The 18993-nt window shown below is 48.6% G+C and carries 17 protein-coding genes; 16 read left to right on the top strand and 1 reads right to left on the bottom strand.

Going from position 1 to position 18993, the window contains the following annotated elements; all coding sequences use genetic code 11:
* Positions 1 to 82 precede the first annotated feature (82 nt).
* The 6 genes from D3P08_RS20710 (at position 83) to D3P08_RS20685 (ending at position 6724) form a co-directional block, all read left to right on the top strand.
* The gene (locus D3P08_RS20710) at positions 83 to 2215 is read left to right on the top strand and encodes a methyl-accepting chemotaxis protein (RefSeq protein WP_119602026.1); all 2133 of its coding nucleotides are present in this window, start codon (positions 83 to 85) and stop codon (positions 2213 to 2215) included.
* A gap of 126 nt (positions 2216 to 2341) precedes the next feature.
* A complete protein-coding gene (locus D3P08_RS20705; RefSeq protein ID WP_119602025.1) occupies positions 2342 to 3193 on the top strand; it encodes a DUF4358 domain-containing protein in 852 nt (283 codons plus the stop codon).
* Between the two features lie 188 nt (positions 3194 to 3381).
* A complete protein-coding gene (locus D3P08_RS20700; protein ID WP_240647678.1) occupies positions 3382 to 4092 on the top strand; it encodes an FHA domain-containing protein in 711 nt (236 codons plus the stop codon).
* 17 nt (positions 4093 to 4109) lie between these two features.
* The gene (gene murA / locus D3P08_RS20695; RefSeq protein WP_119602024.1) at positions 4110 to 5402 is read left to right on the top strand and encodes a UDP-N-acetylglucosamine 1-carboxyvinyltransferase; all 1293 of its coding nucleotides are present in this window, start codon (positions 4110 to 4112) and stop codon (positions 5400 to 5402) included.
* A 51-nt stretch (positions 5403 to 5453) separates the two neighbouring features.
* Positions 5454 to 5858 carry an NUDIX hydrolase gene (locus D3P08_RS20690; protein WP_119602023.1) on the top strand — a complete coding sequence of 135 codons (405 nt, stop codon included), beginning with the start codon at positions 5454 to 5456 and terminating at the stop codon, positions 5856 to 5858.
* 35 nt (positions 5859 to 5893) lie between these two features.
* A complete protein-coding gene (locus D3P08_RS20685) occupies positions 5894 to 6724 on the top strand; it encodes a class I SAM-dependent methyltransferase (protein ID WP_119602022.1) in 831 nt (276 codons plus the stop codon).
* 47 nt (positions 6725 to 6771) lie between these two features.
* Here the strand turns inward: D3P08_RS20685 and D3P08_RS20680 are convergent, their stop codons facing one another.
* The gene (locus D3P08_RS20680) at positions 6772 to 7983 is read right to left on the bottom strand and encodes an MFS transporter (protein ID WP_119602021.1); all 1212 of its coding nucleotides are present in this window, start codon (positions 7981 to 7983) and stop codon (positions 6772 to 6774) included.
* Positions 7984 to 8097: 114 nt separating this feature from the next.
* Between D3P08_RS20680 and D3P08_RS20675 the strand changes: the two genes are divergently transcribed.
* From D3P08_RS20675 to D3P08_RS20635, 10 genes are all read left to right on the top strand, one after another.
* Entirely contained in the window at positions 8098 to 8901 is an 804-nt protein-coding gene (locus D3P08_RS20675; protein WP_119602020.1) for an AraC family transcriptional regulator, read from the top strand.
* 277 nt (positions 8902 to 9178) lie between these two features.
* The gene (locus D3P08_RS20670) at positions 9179 to 9832 is read left to right on the top strand and encodes a FusB/FusC family EF-G-binding protein (RefSeq protein ID WP_119602019.1); all 654 of its coding nucleotides are present in this window, start codon (positions 9179 to 9181) and stop codon (positions 9830 to 9832) included.
* A 235-nt stretch (positions 9833 to 10067) separates the two neighbouring features.
* Positions 10068 to 11567: a glycoside hydrolase family 43 protein gene (locus tag D3P08_RS20665; protein WP_240647677.1), complete on the top strand. Its 1500-nt coding sequence runs from the start codon at positions 10068 to 10070 to the stop codon at positions 11565 to 11567.
* An 82-nt stretch (positions 11568 to 11649) separates the two neighbouring features.
* A complete protein-coding gene (locus D3P08_RS20660; RefSeq protein WP_119602084.1) occupies positions 11650 to 12387 on the top strand; it encodes a WecB/TagA/CpsF family glycosyltransferase in 738 nt (245 codons plus the stop codon).
* A gap of 62 nt (positions 12388 to 12449) precedes the next feature.
* The gene (locus D3P08_RS20655; RefSeq protein ID WP_162848552.1) at positions 12450 to 13661 is read left to right on the top strand and encodes a phosphotransferase; all 1212 of its coding nucleotides are present in this window, start codon (positions 12450 to 12452) and stop codon (positions 13659 to 13661) included.
* A gap of 97 nt (positions 13662 to 13758) precedes the next feature.
* Complete coding sequence (locus D3P08_RS20650; protein ID WP_119602016.1) at positions 13759 to 14847, top strand: DUF5667 domain-containing protein; 1089 nt, start codon at positions 13759 to 13761, stop codon at positions 14845 to 14847.
* 139 nt (positions 14848 to 14986) lie between these two features.
* A complete protein-coding gene (locus D3P08_RS20645) occupies positions 14987 to 15835 on the top strand; it encodes a sugar phosphate isomerase/epimerase family protein (protein ID WP_240647676.1) in 849 nt (282 codons plus the stop codon).
* Positions 15836 to 15881: 46 nt separating this feature from the next.
* Positions 15882 to 16370 carry a tetratricopeptide repeat protein gene (locus D3P08_RS20640; RefSeq protein ID WP_119602015.1) on the top strand — a complete coding sequence of 163 codons (489 nt, stop codon included), beginning with the start codon at positions 15882 to 15884 and terminating at the stop codon, positions 16368 to 16370.
* A 136-nt stretch (positions 16371 to 16506) separates the two neighbouring features.
* Positions 16507 to 16677, top strand: coding sequence for a hypothetical protein (locus D3P08_RS27395; protein ID WP_162848551.1), 171 nt, complete (start codon positions 16507 to 16509; stop codon positions 16675 to 16677).
* A gap of 242 nt (positions 16678 to 16919) precedes the next feature.
* Complete coding sequence (locus tag D3P08_RS20635; RefSeq protein ID WP_147381834.1) at positions 16920 to 18947, top strand: serine hydrolase domain-containing protein; 2028 nt, start codon at positions 16920 to 16922, stop codon at positions 18945 to 18947.
* The last annotated feature ends 46 nt before the right edge of the window (positions 18948 to 18993 follow it).

The following is an 18993-nucleotide window of genomic DNA, read 5'->3' as shown; positions in this document are numbered from 1 at the left end:
TGTGTAGAAAAATCTTATCGATCTATGCTTTCGATCCGATAAAGAAAAAGCCGAATATTTCAGTCATCAGGAGGAAGAATGCATGAACATGAAAAAAGTGGCTTTTGCCATCCTAAGACCGGCGTCTCGGTTACTTAACGCGTTGAAGTACACGCAGAAATTTTTGGTAATCGGCGTGATTATCCTTGCTTCATTAAGCACATTCGGTTTCATGGTGCTAAGCGGAGACGCGGCGGAAATAAAGGACGCGAAAGCCCGTAAGGACGGTCTTGCGTACATACATGAAATTACTGGATTTATGAGCAGCGTCCAAAAACACCGGGCCATTGCTAACCAGGTAATTAGCGGCAATGAAGCCGCTCAAGAGCAATTGACTGCGGTACAGGCGGAAGCCGATGCATTTTTGGAGGCAATCGAATTAGCTTCAGCGGGATACGCGTCTCGTTTTTGCAATCCGGAGGACCTTGAAGAACTGAACGAACAGTGGACAAGCATCAAAAAAGGCGTGAGTACCTTCACGTCACCTCAAAATTATGAGACACATGTCGCCTTGATCGAAGATATCATGACCTTCATTCGCCATGCATCGGACGAGTCCAAGGTAACGCTGGCCGTCATCCTTGAGCGCAGCTATATGGTTGACAACATTGTTCATAATCTCCCGCAGTTAGCGGAGCAATTGGGCAAAGCCCGCGCATTGGGCGTCGGCGCTGCGACGAGAGGCAGCTTCGCTCCGAGCGAGAAGGAGCAGCTGTTCCCTCAAGTCGGAATGATCGAAACCGCCTTTGAAAGCGTGAATGAAAATATGAGGGAAGCAGGATTGGTCGGCGAGGACAAATCGGAGCCTATCCGAGATGATGTCTACGCGATGAATCTCGCTGTTAATAAGTTTTTGGAGCTGCTGCACACCAAGATGCTTTCTTCGGAGAAGGATGTTACCGTTTCTTCCAGCGACTACTTAGCGGTTTCGAATGGAGCGATCGATTCCGTCTACGCCGTTATGGATAAACAAATGATTATTCTCACGGAGCTGTTCGAGGCGCGAGAGAAAAATTTAATTCAACAAATTGAGCTATACATCGCTATTTTTCTTGCAACCATTCTCCTATTGACCTATCTCTTTATTGCTTTCTCTCATTCGGTGAAGAAAGTTGTGTCAAGCCTCGCTCAAGCGGCATCCACTATGGCAGCGGGGGACTTGACGGTACAGGTTAAGCTCGAAACCAGAGACGAACTCGCATTAGTCGGCGAGTCGTTTAATCAAATGTCGCAATCGATGCGAGAGATGATTCGAACGACTGCCCAGGTGTCCGAGGAAGTGGCATCCGCATCCGGACAACTAAGCGCTGCTGCGGAAGGGACGGTGTCGATGAGCGCCGAAAACGCAACTGCGGTTCAACAAGTTGCAACTGGTATGGAGTCTCAGCTTAAAGGGGCCGAAGAAACGGGCAGAGCGATGGAGGAGATGTCAATCGGCATTCAGCGCATCGCCGAGTTCGCCTCCGATGTTGCCGAAAATTCGGCTGCAGCCGAGCAAGAAGCGAGAAATGGCAGCAGCTCGATTGATCATGCAATTCGCCAAATGAACACGATCCATGAGGCTACGGAAGCAACCTCAAAAATGATCCATTCCTTGGGCGAGCAGTCCAAAAGAATCGAAAATATTATTGAAGTGATCGGCGAAATTGCTCAGCAAACGAACCTCCTTTCGCTTAACGCTTCCATTGAAGCTGCGCGGGCTGGGGAACACGGAAGAGGCTTTGCGGTTGTGGCAAGCGAGGTGAAAAAGCTGGCGGAGCAGTCCAAGAAGTCGGCGGAAGAAATTGCTGCGATTACCGGAAACATTCGAGCGTCAATCGTGGACGCGATTCAAGCGATGGACGGAGGCTATCGCGAAGTGAAGGCCGGCACTTCTATCATTCAAGATGCGGGTATTGTTTTCGAACGAATCGCCGCTTCCATTCACCAAGTAGCGGGGCAAATTCAAGAAATTTCCTCCTCCTCCGAGCAGATTTCGGCAGGTACGGAGGAGGTAACCGCCGCGATGCTGAATATCGTTGACATTTCGCAAGTCTCCTCCGGCAAAACGCAGGAAATGACTGCCATATCAGAAGAGCAGCTGGCGACGATGGAGGAAATCTCCAACTCGGCTGCAGATTTAAATAAGCTGGCCACTCAGCTCAAAACGATAGTTGACAAATTCAAGCTGGATTAATATTCGCCAGCCAGAAGCCGGTCCCGCGCATATTTAAGACGCACGGTACCGGCTTTTTATGATGCAACATTTGGGTTCTTACTGTCGTCTAGTTTCAAGACTACATAGACTAGGGAGAGAACAACATTGATCAACAACAAGAGATTACTTCAAACAGCGGCAGCATTGACGCTCGCGCTGTCATTATTCGCCGCGGGCTGCAGCAATGGCAATCAGGGAGACAGCCCTGATTTGGAACCGGGCGAAAGTCCGTCAGCCGCCACAGAGACAAGCACTGCACCATCACCGTCCCCGGATACGCCGACTGCGGAGCCTTCAGCAGAAGCAGATCAACTCGATGGCGCATCTCCATCCCCAACGGCTCCTGAGGCAAGCGCAGCTCCATCCGCGGAGACGAAGCCGGCTGACGAAGACGCCGTGAAACCGGCTGCCAAGCCGACAAGTAAACCGACAGTCAAACCAACGGCCAAACCGACAGCGAAACCGGTTCAACCAACTCCAAAGCCAACGGTCAACCCAGCGGAGAAGCCGGGCACGGCGAAGCCAAGCGCAAAGCCTACTGAACAGCCAACCGTTGCGCCAGAAGAGACGGTCAGCGCAGCTGACATCATGGATAAAATATTGACCGATGTTGAGATGCCTCGGCTGATTTCCGTAACAGGAGAGCGCGTGAAGGATTCGTATTATTTCAACCCGGATGAGCTGATCTCTGAAGGCGTCTACAATCAGGCGATGATGAACACAAAAGCGACAGAGGTTGTAGTTGTCAAGCTGAAATCCGAGGAGCATTTCGATGCGGTCGAAGAGGGACTGACGAAGCGCGCGGAGGACATCATCGAAACGTTTTCGACTTACTTGCCGGACCAACACGAGGACGCCAAAAGTTATCAAATCGTGCGTCATGGCAAGTATGTGTTGCTTTCGATTTCGCATGACCAGAAGGCCGTCAAAGCGGCGTTCGACAGCTTTTTTCAATAAGAATGAATCATGAACTTCCTGAACGAGGGAGTTCTTTATTTTTTCGGAGAACAAATCGAAGTAATTGAAATGTGAGCGAGCCGTCAGTGTCTCGGGGTTTTATTCCCTCGCTGTTTACGTTACGATTAACCGTGGAATCATTTCCCGTAAACCTTGCCAGCTTGTTATTTAAAACGGAGGGAACGTTTGTGGATCATATTGCAGAAAATTTCGCTAATTTATATATCATTCGAGGAGAGCCTCACCGTCCGGGCACTTGCGTGAATTTGAGCGCGGATGAGACGCTGGTAGGCCGGGTATCCAACTTGTTGACGCCGGACTTGGCCTTTACGAATGCGTTTATTTCCCGGAAGCACTTTATTATCCGCAAGGAAATGGACAAGGCGGTGCTGTACGATTTAGGGAGCCGCCACGGTACGGAGATTAACGGCGTGCAGCTTACGCCGCATACGCCTTATTTATTGAATAACTTTGATATTATCAGACTCGCGAAAGGGATGACCGTCCTTCACTTTTCCTATATGTTCGCCGAGCAAACGCTTGAAATCGAACCGCTCAGCATCACTAGGCGGCTGGATGTTCCAGAGCTGCCGCTGATGATACACTGGGAGAAGAGAGAATGTGTGGTCGACGGCAAGCGGATCCCGATGTCCGAAAAGGAATATTTGCTTATTCGTGTGCTTCATGAGAACGCGCAGCGGCTTGTTCCGCTTGAGGAAATTAAAGCCCGGGTTTGGCCGGAACGGTTAACGGGTGAAGAGGGCGTACCGGATGTCACCCTCGATGAGTTAAACGCGCTGATCTACAGGGTTCGCAAAAAGTACGGCAAAGACACCTTTCTCATAAGCGCAGTGCGGGGCAGCGGCTACGTGCTGGAGTCGGAATTAAAATCGTCATAACGAAAGGGATATCACGCATGAAATATATACAGATGGAATATTCCGGTCCGTTGAACGGCAAGGCGCACATAGCGGGAGCGAAGAACAGCTCTCTTGCTTTGCTTGCAGCCGCCGCTCTGGCGGACGACATCGTTACGCTCGAGGGCATCCCCCGGATCGACGATGTCCGTGTCATTGCGGCGATTGGACAGGATATCGGCATGGACGTGAACCAGGAAGAGGGACATATCGTCATGGATCCGCGCTGGATCCATAGCGCGGAGATTGACCCGCGCAAGGCTTCAAGCTACAGGGCTTCCTATTATTTTGCAGGCGCTTTGTTGTCCAAATTTGGCAAAGTGACGATCGGGTATCCGGGCGGAGACAATTTCGTTGCTAGACCGATCGACCAGCACTTGAAAGTGTTTCAAGCGTTAGGAGCTCGGGTTGAGATTTTCAATGACTATTACACTGTCGAAGCCGCTGAGTTAAGAGGCGCTGACATTTATTTCGACACCATTACTTCCGGCGCGACGATTAATGCGATGCTTGCGGCTGTACGCGCGAAAGGTCGAACGATTCTGCGAAACGCGGCTGTAGATCCGGAAGTGGTCGATACGGCGGCTTTCTTGAACCGCCTTGGCGCTCGCATCTATGGCGCAGGAACGGATTCTATCCGCATTGAAGGCGTTCCTTATTTGAACGGCGGGAAGCATACGGTTATTCCCGATCGGCTGATAGCCGGATCATTTCTAATGGCGGCCGGGGTCAATGGAGGAGAGGTGACCGTGACGGACGTCATCCCCGAGCATCTTGGAGCTTGTCTTGCCAAGCTTGAGGAGATCGGAATGGAAGTGGAGCGAGGCGAGAATTACATTACGGCTTACGGTACAGGCTCGATTAAAGCGACGCGCGTTCGAACAGGCATGTATCCAGGCTTCGCCACCGATTTGCAGCAGCCGATGACGGCGCTCCTGCTTCAGGCGAAAGGCAAAAGCATTATAACCGACCGCGTCTTCCCGAAGCGGTTCGCTCACGTGCCGCAGCTCAGGCGGCTTGGCGCGGAGATTGAACTGCGGAAAGAGAGTGCCTTCATCCGCGGCGGAATGCCGCTGCGAGGCGGCTGGGCGCATGCTACGGATGTGCGCGCCGGAACCTGCTTGCTCCTCGCCGGTTTAGCGGCCGAAGGCAGCACATATATTACAGGCGTCGAACACATTGAACGCGGCTACGAGGATGTGATCGGCAGCTTTCAAGCGATCGGGGCTAAACTTTCGATGCGCGAGCTGGATGCTCGGGAGCTTCCTGGACGGATGCCTGTGCAAAGGTAAAACGCCGTAATCCGATCGTGCTATGACCAAACTTTTCCGGAGGTGGTTGGGATGGTTCCCAAACATATCGTTTCTGCGGCAGCCATTGTGTTAAATGAGCGCAACGAAATTTTACTAATTAAAGGCCCTAAGAGAGGGTGGGAAATGCCGGGCGGCATTGTAGAAGAAGGCGAGTCGTTGAAAGACGCGGCAATTCGGGAAACGAAGGAAGAGAGCGGGATAGACATCGAGGTCATCAAGTTTTGCGGCGTATTTCAAAATGTAAGCAGATGTATTTGCAACACTTTGTTTTTGGGCAGACCGGTCGGGGGAAAATTAACGACGACTCCTGAGTCTTTAGAGGTTGGGTATTTTCCGGTGGATGAAGCGCTGGAGATGATAACATGGAACACCTTTAGACAGAGAATCGAGCTTTGCCTGCAGGAAGAACGCCAGCCGTTTTATGTCGAGTTTTGAATAGAGGTTCGTTCAGCATAAAGGAGGAGCTGTCGGTGCAGGAGAGGCGTTCGACTTATAGGATTCAGCATGCCAGTCTTGGTTTCGAGTCTGAAATGAAACGGTTGGAAAATCAAGCGCATATGGGTTGGAGCAAAGAATTTCGAAATATGAAATGGTACGGGTTAGGGGATGGGATGGAGGTGCTTGAGCTTGGAAGCGGTCCCGCTTATTTTACGGAGCAATTGGTCAGGAATCTTCCACAAAGTCAGGTCACTGCACTGGAAATAGACAAACTGCTGATCACTAAAGCGGAACAAATGCTGTCCGATATCCCTGATTCTAGATTGCGTTTCGTGGAGGCATCCGTATATGAGACAGGCCTTCCGGATCACGCATTCGATTTTGCCGTTGCCAGACTGCTCTTTTTACATTTGTATCACCCCTTGGACGCAGCGAAGGAAATCTTCCGAGTCCTAAAGCCTGGCGGCAAATTCGTTATCATTGACGTTGACGACGGCATATTTGGCGCTATCCATCCAGAGCCGGAGTCTTTGCAAACGATTTTAGGGAAAATCGCAGAGTATATCGCTTCCCGGGGCGGTAACCGGTATTTGGGAAGGACAATTCCTCGGCTCATGCAAGAGGCAGGTTTTATAGATATTGAACTCGACGCGACCCTGCAGCACAGCGATATTCATGGGCTAGAGGGGTTCAAAGAGCAATTCAACATTCAATTATTTAAACGTTTTTTGGATATAGGGGTTTTGGAGGCTGCTGAGTTTGAGCATTTGCAAGTGGCAGCCGACGCGTTACATACCTCTCCGGATGCATTTGCTATGATGAGCTTTGTTATGGGCTATGGGACGAAACCAATAAATAGATAAGAGGCGGCATTAGCCGCCTTTTCATATTGCATCATATTGAAGCGAACTCATGCTTTCTCCGCCATTTTTGAATCCTTCGGTAATAATATCGCGAATACCCCAAGCAGCGGGAGGTAAGAGCATATTTGGATGATCTTCTCAACGCTGTAAACATCCATCAGCCATCCGAGTACGACAGAACCAAGCCCGGCCATCCCGAACGATAAACCGAAGAACAGACCCGCGATCGTGCCAACCTTCCCCGGCAGCATCTCTTGTGCGTAAACGATAATAACGGGGAAGCTTGACATCAGAATAGCTCCAATAGCGATACATAGAAAAACTGAGCCTGCAGGGCTGGAGAAAGGAAGCCAGATGGCAAAAGGCGCTGTTCCCAAAATCGAGAACCAGATCATTTGTTTGCGGCCATAGCGGTCTGCCAGCCTTCCGCCAAGCAGGGTGCCGATCATTCCGGCGAATTGTAATGCAAAGAGGGGAAGCTGGGCGTTCTCCACCTGAAGATGATAACGTTCCAAGAAATAGAACGAGTAATAACCGGTCATGCTTGACAAATAGACGAACTTGGAAAACAACAGAACAATGAGCAGGCTGATTACGGACCAGACAAATAATTTGGACCGGTTATCCGCCCTGTCGGATAGTTGGGCTTGAGCAGCTCGGCTTTGCTGCCCGACCTGCTCCCCGTACCAGCGACTGACATACCATTGTATGAGTATTCCAGCCGCCGCCAGCAGCGTAAACCATAGGAAGCCTAATTGGCCTTGCGGGGCGATGATGTATGCCATCATGAGCGGGGCAAGCGCCTGTCCGGTGTTACCGCCAACTTGAAAGACCGATTGGGCGAAGCCTTTTCCTTTTCCTGCCGCCAAGTGGGCAACACGGGAGGATTCCGGGTGGAGGATTGAGGAACCGATGCCGATGCAAGCCGCAGCGGCAATCAACATCCACAATTGAGTCGAGATAGCAAAACCGACCATGCCGATTAGCGTAAATACCATTCCAATAGGCAGAAGAGCCGGCATCGGTCTCCGATCCGTATAAGCGCCTACCAAAGGCTGAAGGATAGAGGCTGCCAGATTCAGCGTAAAGGCGACCCAACCGATTTGGACAAAGCTGAGCTGCATTGATTTCTGAAAGAGGGGGAATACAGCGGGCACTACATTTTGCATCGCATCATTCAGCAGATGAGCCATACTGACACTTAACAGCATCAGATTAGCTCCTTGTCTGACCGACCCGGCTATTGCTGTGCTTGACATGAAACATCACCTTTTTCTTTTTGAACATCATATCAAGGCGTCATTGGGAGTGTCGCCGCAATTATTGCTTTGTACACAAGCAATATTTGCTATAATGAGTCGAGGTGATAGCCGGTGATCATTCAACTCTCAACCCCAAGGCTGGAGCTGTGGCGGATAGACGGACAATTTTCGAATCAGCCGCATGTTCATGACCATGATTTTCAAATCACGATTCCGCTATATGGTCAATGCGAATTTACGCTTGAAAACCGTCCGTACAGCTTAATGAACGGAGGAGGGCTCGTCCAGCATCCGAAAGAAAAGCATTATTTCGAAATCGATGCGAGCTCGGGCGTCCTTATCTTTAAACTGAATCAAAACGGCTTGAGGCATCACTCTTTGCAAGAGCATACTGAATTCGCCATTTCACAGCAGTTTGACGTCAGCTTCATGACGGAGAAGTTTCGTAAGTGGTCAAGCGTCCTTCTTTCGTGCGATCCTTCGGATTTGCTTGTCCAGGAGGAGCTGGAGTCAGAAATATTATATTTCCTACTCGATAAGATGGACGGCTCTCATAAGCATATAGCCGAATCCTTCGCACTGCGCGTACCTTGCGCTGATCTTCATATGTCAAATGCACTTGATTATATCCATGCGTATTACAAGACGGATGTTCGAATCGATACGCTGGCTGCATTAGCGATTAGAAGCAGATATCATTTTATTCGTTCCTTTAAGGAGTTAACCGGATTAACGCCCTACCAATATGTGCTTCAGCTGCGCATCGAGGAGGCTAAACGACTGCTGAAAGCGACTAAACTAACAGTGACGGAGATTAGCTTCAGCCTTGGTTTTTCCAGCGTGAGCCAATTTCAAAGATTGTTCGCGAAAGCCAGCGGCGCTACGCCTTCCGATTTCCGAAGAGCTTGCCGGTAAGTGGAATTCGGGTAATTTTATTTTTAAAAATTGTTTACCTTCACTTCCGCAACGAATTTGATATAATAGACACATTCTGAAAAACGGGAAGTGATACTCATGGCAATCCGAGATTGCCGGATTGGCAAAGTCTCATGCAAAGCCTGAAGGTAGAGGCGATACTTTGCATGGGCGGGACTGTGATTTACTAATGTCGCCCGAATAAGCAGCTATCGTTTCTAATACTTGGCTTTGCACCTTATTTTCTTGCCAAAATAAAAATAAGGGGCTGACGTCCATGTGTGAACCATTTATTAGAAACCATCAATATAACGTGATCAAAAACCAGGCCGATTCCGTGCTTCGGGCTCTCCGTTCGGTCGGCGATCCGAAAATTTTGGAATCCGTCCGTTTTACCGCGCAGTCCAAAGTGACGGAGATGTTTCCGGATATATTGGACAATCGTCGGACGATGCTGGAGACGGTATCGGAGCTCAAGACGGCAGAAGATTTTTTGAAGTACAAGCAATCGCTGGAGCCCTATTTGGCCGAATTTCCGCGCATTACCGAGCAGCAGATCCGGAAGCTTTTTCCGAAAAACAAAAAGCTGAAGCTGCCCGATCTCGCGCAAACCGATTTCCGCCAAATTTCTTATTTAAGCTGGACCGATGTATCGACCAATAAAATGTTCATCGTGTACCATACAGGCGAACAATTTGTCGGCGTAGAAGGCAGGTTCACAGCAACGAATAAGAAGAGCTACTGTTTTGTCTGCAACCGGTACGAGGAGTTGGCTTTATTTTCGGCCATTACCAAAAAAAGACCGGCCAACGCCAGTTCAGACTATTACAAGTCGGTCGGCAACTATTTGTGCATGAATGGCAGCGACTGCAACAAAAATATTACCGATGTTTCTACTCTTGAAAGATTCATTAACTCGGTTCTTGGATAGGTTCCGGAGTACCATACAGCGCAATAGATAGGGACGGCTTCCGCCGTCTCTTTTTGCTGTTATCGGAATGCACGCAAGCTCGAACGGCAAGGTCAGCGATTAATATGCCTTAGGTATTTTATCCACTATAGCGTTGCGAAAAAAGACATGATATCTCTGCTAATTATTGGGGTGTTACCGGAAAATTGTATAAGGTAATATTTAATCGTGCATGTATAGAACCTGTCATGATGAGGTGATTCAATTGAAATACCATAATCCAGTCATTAAAGGATTTTATCCAGACCCTAGCGTTTGTAAGGTTAACGACACGTATTATCTTGTCTGCAGTTCGATGCAGTATTTTCCGGGTGTGCCGCTGTTCGAAAGCAAAGATTTGATCAATTGGACGCAGATTGGGCATTGTCTAACGAGAAAAAGTCAAATTCAGCTCGACAAAGTGAACAGCTCGGGCGGCGTTTTTGCCCCGACTCTTCGTTACAACAACGGTCGGTTCTACATGACCACCACAAACGATACAACACGTCAAAATTTCTTCATTTGGACGGACGATATTTACGGAGAATGGTCTGAACCGATCTATGTGGATCAGGGCGGAATTGATCCGGATTTATATTTTGAAGACAATAAAACGTATTTTATGAGCAACGGGACCGACGATCTGGGCATCGGCGGCATCGTCCAGTGCCAGATCGACATCGAAACGGGCCGTAAGTTAACGCCAAGCCGTTCCATTTGGCAGGGGACAGGCGGCCGTTTTCTTGAGGCTCCGCATCTCTATAAGATTAACGGCTGGTATTATTTGCTCGCCGCAGAGGGAGGAACCGAATTCGGCCATATGGCGACCTATGCCCGTGGAGCTTCGCCGTCCGGACCGTTCGAGGCCTATCCGCATAATCCCGTATTAACGAACCGGAACTTAGGCGGGTATGAAGTGCAAGCTGTCGGTCACGGCGATCTTGTTCAAGACGAATTCGGAAGCTGGTGGCTGCTTCATCTTGGATTCCGCCAGATTGGGCAGTGGATTCCATATCATCACCTAGGTCGAGAAGTATTCCTAACTCCGGTTACGTTCGGCGTGGACGGCTGGTTTACGGCAGGCCATAACGGTACGACCTTATCAAGCTTTGAATTGGATCATCTCCCCAATGACGTTAATCAGCAAGAGAAAAAGTGTTATACCTTTGAGAATACGGAATGGGAGAAGGACTGGTGTTATCTCCGTCATCCGCAGCATGATCATTACGCCCTTGAGGACAACAAGCTAGTGCTTACGGGCACCGGGGTTACGCTCGACCAGGCGGGTTCTCCAACCTTCATCGGTATACGCCAAAAAGACTTTAACGCCGTCATCTCATGCGATGTAAGCCTTTCGAACGGTGAAGCCGGCATTACGCTCTATATGGATGAGAACCATCATTACGACTTTGCGATCCGCAAAGTAAGCAGCGGCTATGAGGTTATTGAGCGTCTTAATGTAGGCGATATCAAGGCAATCGTAAACGCAATAGATGTAAAGCAGGTTAACCGCGCTTCCTTGGTCATTCAAGCCAGCCATACCAGATACCGTTTCCTGCTGCAAGTCGACGGAGAGGAAATAGAGCTCGGCACCGCGCAAACGAAATATCTTTCCTCCGAGGTTGCGGGAGGCTTCACGGGTGTCATTATAGGATTGTATGCTTACGGTGAAGCGTGCTCCGCAGAATTCTCTCATTTTAAATGCGAATATTTGTAGTTCGAACGAAGGGGAGGGCCATGCGGTTCTCCTCTTTTTATGCTAAAATATAGCAACGATAACTTGAAGGTGGGCATTGTTGGTGGATAATTACGCTAGCATTATGGGGATTTCGTTTCCTAAAATCACGTTAGACAGAACCGTGGAAGTTCTTAGCGAAGCCATACAACAGGATCATTCAGATCTTTTCCATGTTATTACTGTTAATCCCGAAATCACAATGGCTTGTCAGAATGATAACCAACTGCGCTCCATCGTCAATGAGGCGGGATTAATTACTGCCGACGGCATCGGAATTGTCATGATTTCACGCTTTAAAGGCGGAAATCTTCCTGAGCGCGTGACTGGTTATGATACTCTGTTAAGGCTGCTAGATTCGGGGAATCGGGAAAAATGGTCATTCTATTTTCTTGGCGCTGACGCAGTAACAAATGAAAAAGCATGTGAAGCTATTCGTGCCAAATACCCAAACCTAATCATTTCGGGTCGACATCACGGCTTCTTTACGATGGATGAAGAGATCGACATTGTCAATGAAATCCATTCATTAAAACCTGATGTTCTAGTCGTTGCCCTAGGAGCTCCTTATGCGGAAAAGTGGATTCATAAGTACAAATCCAAGCTTAATGCGAAGGTTGCCATTGGAGTTGGGGGAAGCCTTGATGTTATTGCCGGAAAAGTAAAAGAAACGCCTGATCGATGGAAGAAGTTCAATGTGGAGTGGCTGTACAGGTTGATTCAACAACCGGCAAGATGGAGGAGACAATTAATTTTACCGCGTTTTGCGATTCGGGCGTTATTTTATCGAGAACGTAAATAATGATTCGATTAACCCACTTGTTCAATAAGAGTGGGTTTTCGTATGAAACGAAAAGGGGGCCTATGGATCAAGAGATGGAATTGCCCGTTAAAATAACGATCAAAAATTACACCAAGATTGATTTTGGGAAGAAACGCGATCGGATTTACGATTGTGTCAAAACGATTTTAAAGGATGAATTGGAGTCCTTGCATGTCACATGCGACGATGTTGGTTACAAAACTCCTAATTTCACGACTGCCGGACTCTATCGATTGCATGGTAAAGGCATCCTCCACAATAACGAGGAGAAGTCATGGAAAATCATGATTAAAGTGATTAAACCGGATAGCGGCGAGAAAAATCTTGCCCGGCATCACAATTACTGGCGAAGAGAGGCACTTGTGCTTGAATCGGGGATTCTGCAAGAGCTTCCGGATTCGATTCAGGCTGCTGCATGTTATTTGGTAGAGGAGTCTCCGGACGGTACGCTATGGCTATGGATGGAGTATATGGATGGCGAGTATGCAGCGACGATGGAGCAGTTTTCATTTATCGCTCGCCAGCTAGGACTTTTTAATGGAGCGTATGTTACCGGGGAAAAGGCGCTTCCTGCCTATGATTGGATATGCAAGGGCTGGCTTCGGTCGTGGACGACGGCAAGCCGGCTGTATTCGCCTAATGTGGAAGCATACATAAATAGCATTGCCAAGGGTGATTGTCGCGCGAAATGGGAGTGGTACGAAGAAATCATCCGGAAGCTGGATGCTGCGTTGGATTCGCTGCAACTGCTTCCGCGGGTACTGGCGCATCAGGATTTGAGCCAAATGAATATGCTCCTTCATACAAGCGATACCGGGGAACAAAAGCTCGCATTGATCGATTGGCAATTTATGAGCATCTCCGGTTTGGGCGAAGATTTGGGCAAGCTGTTTGGGGTGAATATGAGCCTCGGTATTATCCAGCCAGACCAGTATGATGAGTTTCAAACAACTATTTACCAGTCCTATCTCGAAGGCTTGCATGCAGCAGGCTGGCACGGTGACGATCGTGTCGTCCGGTATGGCTTTTGTTTAAGTATGGCGTTAAGAAGCGTCTGGGAGATTCCTCAATTCTTCTCTATCCTGTCCCAGTCGGGGAATGAGCCGCAAAATAAAGATTTGGCAGACCGTCTCGCTCGGCTTGAGAAAATCATAACAATCCAGCAGAGCATGGATCAGGAAGCGGAATGGCTAAAAAGCGAACTTAGTCCTCAACTAACGACTCGAGGAATTAAAAAACGCCCAGAAGAATAAAGAAATTGCTGCAACCCCCCTAAAAATATTCATCCTCTCGTATATTTAAGTAAATGCCGCTGCAGCGCACATTACAACGAGATAGGATGATGATAGGATGCGTACAAGAAAAGACATTAAAGGATTTGTGGCAAAAAGCACGATTATTAGCGTACTGGCATTGTCGGTTGGGACAGGCTCCGCTTTTGCGGACGAAGCTGAACTGCAGACAACGGTTTCTGTTGATCAAGCAGCGACAATAAGCGTACAAGATAACCAATCGTTAAACGAACAAGAAGCGCCGGCTCTTGTGCCGGGAGACTTCTTCTACTTTGTAAAAACAATTTATGAACGAATTCAGCTCTCGCTCGCATCTAACGATATGGAAGAAGCGATTCTGCTTGCGAAATTTGCGCAAGAACGGTTAGCGGAGTCAGCTGTTCTGCTCGCGGAAGGCAAAGCGGAAGAAGCGGAAGAGGCGTTACAGCTTTCGCTAGCACAACAGCAGCAAGCGATTGATACAGCCGCAAACGTAACCGATTCAACGGCGCCAACATCACCAGCTGCTTCAACGTCAGAAGATAAAGCACAACAATCTGCAGATGCGCCTGCGGCTTCCGCTTCTGAAAATACGACTGTTACGGATACAGCGGCTGAGAATACAACGGTTGCTGTTACAGACTCAGACGACGGAACTGTCGAAGATGAGAAAGTAGATGTCGAGCCAGCTCAAGCCGACCAATTGAAGGGCTCGCTCAAGCACAATATTGTGGCTCTTGCAGCTGCTTTGGATAAGGTGAAAAACCCGCAGGCCAAGCAGTCCTTATTGAAAAATATTACGAAGTCGTTTGCTCACCTGGAGAAGAAGCTTACCAAGTTTAACGGTGAAACGGAAGCGCAGGTGGCTGCTTCTGAAGAAGCTGGATCTGCAAGTACGACCGAGGACAGCCTAGAAACGACAGCTTCTTCGGATGTTAAAGCAGAGGCTTCCCAAAGCGAAGTAATCAACGCATCACCTGCAACCCAGGTTACCGAAGTTGACAAGAAAGCATCTGAATCCAACAAATCTGCAAAAGCCAATAAACAAAACTCGAATAAAGCGAAGGAAAAGCAATCGGAGAAAAACAACAACAAATCTAATCATTCGAATCCGAATGCCGGCAAGGGCAAATCTGAAGGACAAGGCCATAATAAAGAAGGAAAATAATACAGACAAGACTGCCGAGCTGCGGCAGTCTTGTTTTTTCGTATCCCGCCTACTAGATAGACATAAAGATCAAATGACAGATATGGTATACTTAGGCATATCATTGTTGCATGAACTGTTATTTAGGGAGAAGGAAAGGATGGAAGCTATGTCAGTTGGGATTTTGGCACACTTGCAAGGAAAGATGCCTTTTAAAGAGCTGGCGGCAAAAACCGCAGCTAACGGATTTTCCTATGTTCAGTTGGCTTTGGCCAAAGCGATTTCTGATGTCGATTCTAGTCTTAACAAGCTGAGTCCCGGTATGGCCCAGGAGGTAGGCGGGGCATTTGCGGAGAAGGGTGTTCGAATCGCAGTTCTTGGCTGCTATGCAAGTCTGGTTGATCTTAATGACGATGTATACCGTCACAATGTAGACCGTTTCAAAGAACATTTGCGCAATGCGAGGCACTTCGGAGCGCCGATTGTGGCGACAGAGGTTGGAGGCGCGACTGATCCGGACCGGCGTGCCGAGCATCATGAGCGATTAAACCGGGCGATGGAGGAAATCGTCGAAGAAGCGGAGCGATGGGGTGTGACGGTTGGGTTGGAAGCGGCCCAGGGTCATCTCATCGACTCCGCGGAGACGCTGGCTGAGACGTTGGAGCGGTTCCCGTCCTCTTGCGTCGGCGTTGTGCTGGATCCCTGCAATTTGATGAATCCTGCGCGTTTCGATAACCAAGACCATACGATACGGGAAGCTTTCCGATTGCTTGGCCCTCGAGTTGTCAGCACACACGCGAAGGATTTGCGCCGTGAACCGAACGGGAGCTTGAAGGAAACCGCTGCGGGGTTGGGGGAGCTGAACTACCCGTTATTTTTCGAATTGTTGGAGCGGTATAAGCCGCATGGATTTGTGACGCTTGAAGCGGTCAGCGAGCCGCAAATGCAGGAGGCCGCTCGCTTCGTCCGGGCAGGCAGATCTGCCGCGAGAAATCATCAACATACCTAATTTCCGAAAAGCCGAATGATTCAATAGCGAAAAGGATTGGTGCTCTTTGGATGTAAATCCTTACAATCATGCAATAAAGCTGAGGGAATCGGGGCAGCACGATGAAGCCAAAAGCATTTTTTTAGAACTAGCCGATCTGGACCCGCTTAACGCGTCCGTATGGTATCAGCTTGCATGGGTTCATGACGCTATGGGACTGGAACAAGAAGCGGTGCCTTATTATCAGAAAGCATTAGATCTGGGCTTGCCCGAGGATGAACGAAAAGGAGCATTATTGGGGCTAGGAAGCACCTACCGGACTTTGGGAATGTATGAACAGTCTAAAAATGTTTATATCCAAGCTATTCATGAATTCCCAGAGCAGAGAGAGTTTCAAGTATTTCACGCAATGGTCCTCTACAATCTCAAGCAATTTGGAAAAGCAATGGAGATCTTGTTAACCCAGTTATCTGAAACAAGCGAGCATGAAGGCATCCAGCAATATAAAAGAGCGATTTTATTTTATGCGGACAAGTTAGATCACGTGTGGAGTTAGTGGATGTGCGCCGAATAATGCCGCTCAAATTTGCTTCATTGCTGTGAAGATGTCCGTATGTGAATAATCCGCTGTCATTTTGTTTACTGTAAGGTTATGGCATTTAGCCTTACTAAAAAAACAGGAGGATTGAGTCATGCCGTCAAGCAGGAACCATCAGGGAGCGCATGGGATCGGACAAGCTGAAGAGCAATTGAACAATCAAATGGAGGCTGCCGCTGAAATACAAGGCGAATCCGAGCTGGATCGCAATATTGAACAAGCCGCCAGGCAGCCATACAAAGCGTCTGAAGAGGAAGCAGAATAATATTTAATTGTTAGAAGGATTAAAACAGTAAATGGTTTTAACAAATGGCGTTCAAGTTGATTTTTCAATTTGATTCGCCATTTTTTATTTTCCGCCCTTTTTGCATTGCGTTCTCCTATCGATTCAATTGTAACCCTGGGAAAGGTACTCGACCCTAGACCAGCCATAATTAGACTTAAGGACGGCGACCAGCAAGGAGAAAAAATGTAAAATCTACCTGTAAAATAAAGGAGGATGATGATGTGAAGTGGAAGCAGTTGACTGCAGGAGTGATCGCAGTAACTACACTCGTACACCCGGGAGTGGTGATGGCCAAGGAAAATGTTGTTCAGGAGGACAGGCTTCTTGTAACCACGATCAATGCTCAAAAAGTAAAAGCGTTTCTCGACCGTTTCTTCCATTCGGAAGCGGTTAAAAGGGAAGCAAGCGCGGTTTCTGTATCGATTGTTAAAGACGGCTTTGTTTTAGCGGAAGAGGGGTATGGCGTAACGGATAAAGCATCCGGTCAACATGTGGATGCTTCTGATACAACTTTCCGAGTTGGTTCCGTCTCGAAGGTGTTTACCGTGATCGCGCTCATGCAGCTCGTCGATCAAGGCAAAGTAAGCCTCGACGACAATATCGAGAAGTTTCTGGACGGGTACAAAATTCGCAACCCGTTCGGTACGCCGGTTACTGTCGAAATGCTGCTAACACACTCCACGGGCTTTGAGGTTCGTGATCCTACGGAGGAAAACGTATTATTTGATCCCGCTAAACAGCCGATTACACTAAAGGAATCTGTTTTTTCTATCTTTCCGCCTGTTATTAGAGAACCAGGCACTTCTTACATGTACGATAATTTTGCCACCCAGCTTGTCGGTTACATCGTTCAGGAGGTAAGCGGCGAACCGTTTTCCGATTACATGGATAAGCACATTTTTGCGCCGCTTGGCATGGCCTCAAGCAGCTTCGATCCTTCCGGAGAGCTTTCGAGCAGGCTCCCGGTCACGTACAGCGCGGATGATGAGCGCCTGCCCGAGTATAGGCTTTCACCGGAAGTGCTGCCGGAGGGCAGCATGATGACAACGGCGGCCGATATGTCACGTTTTATGAATGCTTACCTGAACGGCGGCAAGACTTCAGATGGTAAAGCTATTCTTTCTTCAGCCTCCTTACAGGCTATGTCGACGTTCCATTTGAGCATACATCCTGAAGTGCCGGATATGGCATACGGCTTCGAAGCTCCGGCGCCGCTTTCCGCTGCAAATGGGAAGGATGTAATCGCGAAAGGAGGAAGCATTCCTGGGTTCGAGTCGTACATGTTTATGCTGCCGAACGAGAAAACAGCGGTGTTCATTTCAGCTGCTACGGAGTCGGATTTGACACTACGATTTTTTGAAGCTTTCATGGATGAATTTTATCCCGGTGACGCATCATTCGGAGATCCGGCATACAAGCCGCAAAAACAAGAGCAGCTCAGACGTTTTGAAGGAATTTATAGGGATCTGCGCATCTCCTTTATGCTTACGAGTATTAAAGCGAGCGCTGACGGAGTCTTACTCGTCGGCGATACTGCGGGAGAGTGGAAGACAATGAAACAGATCGGGGAGCTTCTGTTCGTGGACGAAGAGGGCCATCCGCTTGCTTTTGAAGAGGATGCGAATGGCCGCATCGTCTACGTGAAATACAGCAATCCTGGGAGCTATGCCGCCAAGCTGCCGGAAGGGCCAAGGTATGCGGATGTGCCGTCCGATCACCCATACGCTGCCTATATTTACGGGCTCCAGTCGCTGGGAGTCTCGGCAGGAGAGTCGGAAGGCCGGTTCGGAACGGAGGAGCTGGTGACACGGGAAATGTTTATTCACCATCTCATTCGTCAGTTCAATCTTCCTCTATCAACGCAAACGCCGGCATTCAACGATGTTGCGGATTCTTCTTACAAAGAAGAAATCCAGACAGCCGCTGAGCTTCAATTGGTAACGGGAACTGGAAATGGAAGGTTTGAGCCTCACCGCACGATAACACGTGAAGAAGCGGCGGTTATCGTCCTTAGGCTTTTGCAAATATCCGGCTACCAGCCGAAAGAAAGCGAGACGGAGCTTGTACCTGGCACGTCGCAATGGGCAGAGCAGGCTGTTAAAACGTTGATCGACTTACGTATACACGGGATCGAAGTGACGAAGGAGAAAAGCCAGTACAATTATGGCTCGAAACGCGCGCTTACCAAGCAAGAGCTCGCCGCTATTCAATATTTGTTAATGCTGCCTGAGAAATCATTACTTTCATAAATGAATGGGAAGCCGCTCTATAATGGAGCGGCTTTTTAAGATTGGA

Source organism: Paenibacillus nanensis, from assembly GCF_003583765.1.
GTDB classification, from domain to species: domain Bacteria; phylum Bacillota; class Bacilli; order Paenibacillales; family Paenibacillaceae; genus Pristimantibacillus; species Pristimantibacillus nanensis.
The sequence above is the reverse complement of the archived record's forward strand: the minus strand, read 5'-3'. Positions and strand labels throughout refer to the sequence as shown.